We start from the raw sequence: 6,000 nt of genomic DNA, 5'->3' as shown, positions 1-6,000 counted from the left end.
TTTGAGGAGCTTGGTTTATATCCAATAGAAAAAGTGAATACGGGATGGCTTGCTTTATCAGCGTTTAGGAAATAAGTTGATAAAATGTGAAGGGTACAGGAGCCGTATACGAGGTCCGTACGTACGGTTCTGTGAGAGGGATGAGGCATAAGCCTCACCCTACTCGATGTTTCAGGGGGGGTTAACTTTTCGGATGTTAGGATATGCCCAATATGCTAAGCTCACACTCGCGAATAACCCTTGGAATAAATTACACTTAAATGGCCGACAATAAAAAAGCACCTACCAGTAAACCTGCAACTAAACGTGCAAGTAAATCGTCAAGCACGACAAAAAAAAGCACTTCAAAGGGCAGTAAAAAAACAGTGAAAGCTACTGTTAAACGCTCTTTTATGAGAAAAACATGGTCAGTGTTTTGGAAATTAAGCTTGGCTGTTTTTATTGCAATGGCAATGTACTTCATTTATTTAGATTCAAAAACTACACGTATATTTGAAGGTAATAAATGGCAACTTCCTGCGCAAGTGTATGCTCGTTCTATGGCGTTTTATCCGGGGCAATTTTTATCTAGCCAAGAAGTTGTGTTTGAGTTAGAGCGTTTACATTATTCATCTGTTAATAGATTAAGCAGAACAGGCCAGTTTGTTAAAACAGCAGATAGCATCAAAATTTATCGCCGTGATTTTGAATTTTATGATGGTCTTGAAGAATCACATATTATTGAACTTCGTTTTGCAGGGCAAAAAGTTGCGACCATTAAAGATAAGTTCGGCAGGCGTTTAAACTCTGCTCGCCTAGAACCTGTGCAAATAGCGCGAATTGGTAACGACTCTAAACAAGATAGAGAATTTGTACCGCTAGATAAGTTTCCAGCCATGCTTAAAGATACGCTACTGGTAGTTGAAGACCGTGATTTTTATGATCACCATGGTGTGTCGGTGTTTTCTATTTTACGTGCGCTTTATTCAAACATTAAAGCGGGACGCACCGTTCAAGGTGGCAGTACGCTTACTCAGCAATTAGCTAAAAATATTTACCTCACGCGTGAGCGTTCTTTAGTACGAAAAATAAATGAGGCCTTTATTGCCCTTATTTTAGATTATCGCTATTCAAAAGATCAGATATTAGAAGCATACTTAAATGAGGTATACCTAGGGCAATCATACAACCAAGGCATCCATGGTATGGGGCTTGCCTCTGACTTTTACTTTTCAAAGCCTGTAGACGAGCTTGAGTACGATCAAATTGCTCTGCTGGTGGCAATGGTTAAAGGTCCATCTTATTACAACCCACGTCGCTATAAAGAGCGTACAATGGAGCGCCGAGACTTAGTGCTTCGCCTTATGGTTGAAAATAAGCTACTTAGCACAAAAGAGTACCGTGCATCGCTTAATCGCCCAATTGATATTGCGCCAATGAAAGCGAGTTTACAAAAATCATATCCAGGCTATTTAGAGTTAGTAAACAGAGAATTAAATGAATTATTGCCAGATCAGCAAACACTTGATGCAGGTGTAAGAGTATTTACTTATTTTGATTTGCAAAAGCAAACAGCAATGGAAGAGTCTATTGAAAAGAGCTTACCGTACCTGGAAAATCGTCCTAGAACCGAAAAACTAGAAGCAGCCATGATCTCTGTTAATGTAGAAAAGGGCGGTGTATCTGCACTTGTTGCAGGGCGCGATGTTCGTTATTCAGGGTTTAACCGTGTTTTAGATACAAAACGTAATATTGGCTCGCTGGTAAAACCTGCTGTGTATTTAACCGCATTGCAATTACCACATTATAATTTAGCTACTTTGCTTGATGACTCGCCAGTACAGGTTACAAATGAGCAGGGAAAAGTGTGGCAACCAGAAAATTTTGATCATCAATACCGTGGTGCAATACCTCTTTATAAAGCATTTAGTAACAGTATTAATATTCCAGCGGTTAATTTAGGCCTCGATGTAGGTGTTGATAAAGTCGCGAATACACTAAAAGGATTAGGCGCTAAAGGGGCGATAAACGAATACCCATCGTTGCTTTTAGGGGCTGTTGAAATGTCGAGTTTTGAAGTTGCTCAGCTTTATACGACAATTGCTGCAGATGGCGAATATAAAAAGCTCACTGCAATTTCGGCATTAACTGACTCTGTTGGTAAAGTACTTTATAAGCATAAAGTAAATGCAGAGCCTCGTTTTGATAAATCTGCAATGTATATGACCAAATACGCGATGAAACGCGTAACGAAAGATGGCACTGCTAAACGCTTAAATTTACACTTTCCGTCAATCCAGCTCGCTGGTAAAACAGGGACCAGCAACGATTTACGTGATAGTTGGTTTGCAGGCTTTGATCAAAATACAGTGACTGTTGCGTGGCTTGGTCGAGACGACAACAAAAGTACGGGGTTAACAGGCAGTGTGGGAGCGCTTGAAGCCTATATACGTTACTTAAAGCCACTCAACCCACAAGCAATCGCTGATACGCGTCCGCCATCAATACGCTGGGCATTTGTAAATGAGCAAACGGGTAAGCAGGCACCACCAGGATGTGGCAAGGTGATTCAGCTACCGCTTAGGGCGAGTGAGTTCGAGCCTAGGCCGCAATGCATACGTTAATTTAAGATTACTTTAAACAACAAAGCCGCTTATTTAGCGGCTTTGTTGTGAGTTGTAGTTAACGCTTAAGATTTAAAAAACTGCATTGATTTGGTTAAATCATTAGATAAGCGACTTAGCTGCTGTGCATCTTGCAGCGTTGATTGAGCTGATGTTAGCGTTTGATCTGCTAAATTACTCACCTCTTGCGAATCATTCAATGCTTGTGTTGTCGCATTTGACTGCTGTTTAACACGCTCTGCAATAACTTCACCTTGATGTTTAATGTCGCCCATACTTTGCTCTGCACTTTGCAATACTTCATTGGTTTGATTGGCTGCTTTTACCGATTGCTCCATTTTTTCAACACTTGAACGCATTTTTTGCTGAGTGTCGTCAGATGCTTGTTGTAAGGAGCTAATAATTTGGTGAATTTCTTGTGTTTGTGTTTGTGTACGCTGAGCAAGAGTTCTTACTTCATCAGCTACAACGGCAAAGCCTCGGCCATGCTCGCCAGCTCGTGCAGCTTCAATAGCGGCATTGAGTGCAAGCAAGTTTGTTTGATCGGCTATTTCACTAATGCCTTTACTAACTTTGCTAATTTCTTGGCTATCTTGCGCTAGCTTATCGAGTGCTTGTTGGCTCTCTGCAAATTCAATTTGTAGATCTTGCATATATTTAGCAAGCTCCATTGTATTGTCTGAACCTTGTTTTACATGGGCAGCAGCATCTTGCGCGGTAAGCGTTGCTTGATGGGCTGACTCTTCAACTGCAAGTGCGTTTTGAGCCATTTCGCTTAGTGCATTATAAATGGCATTTACTCGAGTTTGCTGTTTTGAAACATCATTGCTTGTTTGGCTACTCGCATGCGATAGCGATTTAGTTGCGCCGCATAGCTCTTCTGTACTTGCTTTAACGTCAAATAATAAGTGTGAAAATGCATTAAGTAATGCGTTGTAGCGCGATGCAATAATACCCATTTCATCATTGGTGCTTGAATCAATCGTTGCATTTAAGTCGCCATTCGCGGCTCTATTTGCCGCATCAGCAAAGCGATTAATGGTATCAACAACCGCAAAATAAAAACCAATCATTAAATAAAATGCAAATAACAAACTAATCAATGAAGCGGCTAAAACAAGATTTCGAGTCCACTGTTGAGTTTGCAGTTTTGCTTCAATAAGGCTCTCAAGCGTTGGAATGCTCTTACTAACAAGTTGATTAATACTGCTGTGAACATTGTTTGTTAGCTTATTAAATTCTGCTTGAGTTAATAAAATATCGTCAGGCTCAAGTAGTTTTTCATCTATTGCTTTTTTGAATGCACCAACAGCACTGTGTAAATTAGTTAACGAAGGCATGAGCGCCTTATTTACTGATTTATCTGCATTGGTGGTGACATTAAGTATTTTATCGAGTTGTTTTTCGTACAAAGGAAGTGATTTACTAAAATTTGAAAGCGCTATAAAGGTATCGGGCGTAAAACGATTACTTGCCAAAACAGTGTTTGCGCTTTGCGCTGTCGAGTTTATTTGCATTATAAGTGCAGGAATCGGCGTGACTAAAGAGCGGTTTACATAAGCACTTGCTAATTGACTATCTAAGGCAAGGTTTGACTGAATAGAAACAAGTTCGAGTACTTCATTTTCTTGATCGTCTTTTATATCAAAACCGAGTGAGCGAGCTATTTTTATATTTTGATTTGCTTCCCCCTGCATTTGATTTGAGAGTATTGACCTGTAGCCTTTTAAGCCTTGTTGCTGCATTTTTGAAACAGCGATACTTTCACTTAATAATGAGACTAAAAAAACAAACTAAGTGCAAGAGGAACGAGTAAAATTCCAAACATTAAGCTGATTTTAGTTTTGTATTTTAAATTTGCCATTAGCTGGATAGCGGGAAAAGAAAATTGGCGTAATCCTGACATAAGGCTCTCTTGTATTTTTGTAATTAGGGTAAAGGTGAATAGACCTTGTTATGCTTAATTATCATTCATTTATAGTACTTTACAAATAAAAAAAGCCCTTTCGGGCTTTTTTCAATCTTTAGTCTTAATTACATACTGTAAAAACAAGCGTTTATAAAATATAAAAGTAATTTTAACTTAAAGTTTAGCAAACGAGCGTTCCGCTGCAGCTATTGTGTCTTTTACTTCTTGTTCAGTATGCGCAGCACATACAAAACCAGCCTCAAATGCTGATGGAGCAAGGTACACGCCTTCTTCAAGCATAAGGTGGAAAAAACGTTTGAAGCGCTCTAGGTCGCATTCAGTCGCTTGTTTGTATGTCGTTACTTTTTCAGCATCAGTAAAAAAGAATCCATACATGCCGCCAGCATAATTAGTTGTTAATGCAATGCCTGCTTTTTTAGCGCCAGCTTCAAAGCCTTCACAAATTGCTTTAGACGTTGCTTCTAACTTATCGTGTAGACCTGGCTCACATAATAGCTCAAGTGATTTTAAACCTGCAGCCATCGCAATAGGGTTACCAGAAAGAGTACCCGCTTGGTAAACAGGGCCCACAGGCGCAATGTAATCCATTATTTCGGTTTTACCACCAAACGCGCCAACGGGCATGCCGCCGCCAATGACTTTACCTAAACACGTAAGGTCTGGTTTAATGTTGTAATAAGCTTGAGCGCCGCCAAGTGCAACACGAAAACCCGTCATTACTTCATCAAAAATAAGTACTGATTTATATTCGTCACACACATCACGCAAACCTTCTAAAAAGCCAGGTACTGGTGGAATGCAGTTCATGTTACCGGCTACTGGCTCTACAATAATACAGGCAATTTCGTCAGCGTATTTTGCAAAAATAGCTTTTACTTCATCTAGGTTATTAAACGACACAGTAAGTGTATGCTTAGCAAAGTCCTCAGGAATACCAGGAGAATTAGGTACGCCCATTGTTAGTGCACCAGAGCCTGCCTTAACTAATAACGAGTCAGCATGGCCGTGGTAACAACCTTCAAATTTTAATATTTTATCGCGGCCGGTAAAGCCACGTGCTAAACGAATTGCACTCATCGTTGCTTCAGTGCCTGAGCTAACCATGCGTACTTTTTCGATTGATGGAACCAGCTCTTTTACTTTTTCAGCCATTAATATTTCGGCTTCAGTTGGCGCACCATAGCTAAGGCCATTTTCTACGGCTTCGTGCACGGCTTGTTTAATTGCAGGGTGGTTATGGCCCATGATCATAGGCCCCCAAGAGCCAACATAATCAATGTAACGATTACCGTCGGCATCAAATGTAAACGCGCCTTCTGCTTTTGTAATAAATAGCGGTGTACCGCCTACACCATTAAAAGCACGAACTGGCGAGTTTACGCCACCTGGAATAGAGGCTTGAGCGCGTTCAAATAAGTCTTGGCTAATTGTCATGAAAAATCCTATAAATTGTCACTTAAAGAGGGT

The 6,000-nt window shown here is 40.2% G+C and carries 2 protein-coding genes and 1 pseudogene; 1 reads left to right on the top strand and 2 read right to left on the bottom strand.

What is annotated here, in order from left to right; all coding sequences use genetic code 11:
* The first annotated feature begins 260 nt into the window (after window positions 1–260).
* A complete protein-coding gene (mrcB, locus tag QL998_RS08505; protein WP_165744315.1) occupies window positions 261–2,603 on the top strand; it encodes a penicillin-binding protein 1B in 2,343 nt (780 codons plus the stop codon).
* 65 nt (window positions 2,604–2,668) lie between these two features.
* On the opposite strand, the pseudogene QL998_RS08500 reads toward mrcB, so the two are convergent.
* Window positions 2,669–4,509 (bottom strand): annotated as a pseudogene (locus QL998_RS08500) (methyl-accepting chemotaxis protein).
* Window positions 4,510–4,686: 177 nt separating this feature from the next.
* Complete coding sequence (hemL, locus tag QL998_RS08495) at window positions 4,687–5,967, bottom strand: glutamate-1-semialdehyde 2,1-aminomutase (protein ID WP_165744316.1); 1,281 nt, start codon at window positions 5,965–5,967, stop codon at window positions 4,687–4,689.
* Between the last annotated feature and the right edge of the window lie 33 nt (window positions 5,968–6,000).

Source organism: Pseudoalteromonas sp. APC 3691, assembly GCF_030408135.1.
Classification (GTDB): domain Bacteria; phylum Pseudomonadota; class Gammaproteobacteria; order Enterobacterales; family Alteromonadaceae; genus Pseudoalteromonas.
Note: the sequence above shows the minus strand (reverse complement) of the source record. Positions and strands in the feature narration are given on the sequence as shown.

Excerpts from the sequence above, each read along its gene's own strand:
- mrcB (WP_165744315.1), top strand. The coding sequence starts at position 261 with ATGGCCGACAATAAAAAAGCACCTACCAGTAAACCTGCAACTAAACGT.
- hemL (WP_165744316.1), bottom strand. The coding sequence starts at position 5,967 with ATGACAATTAGCCAAGACTTATTTGAACGCGCTCAAGCCTCTATTCCA.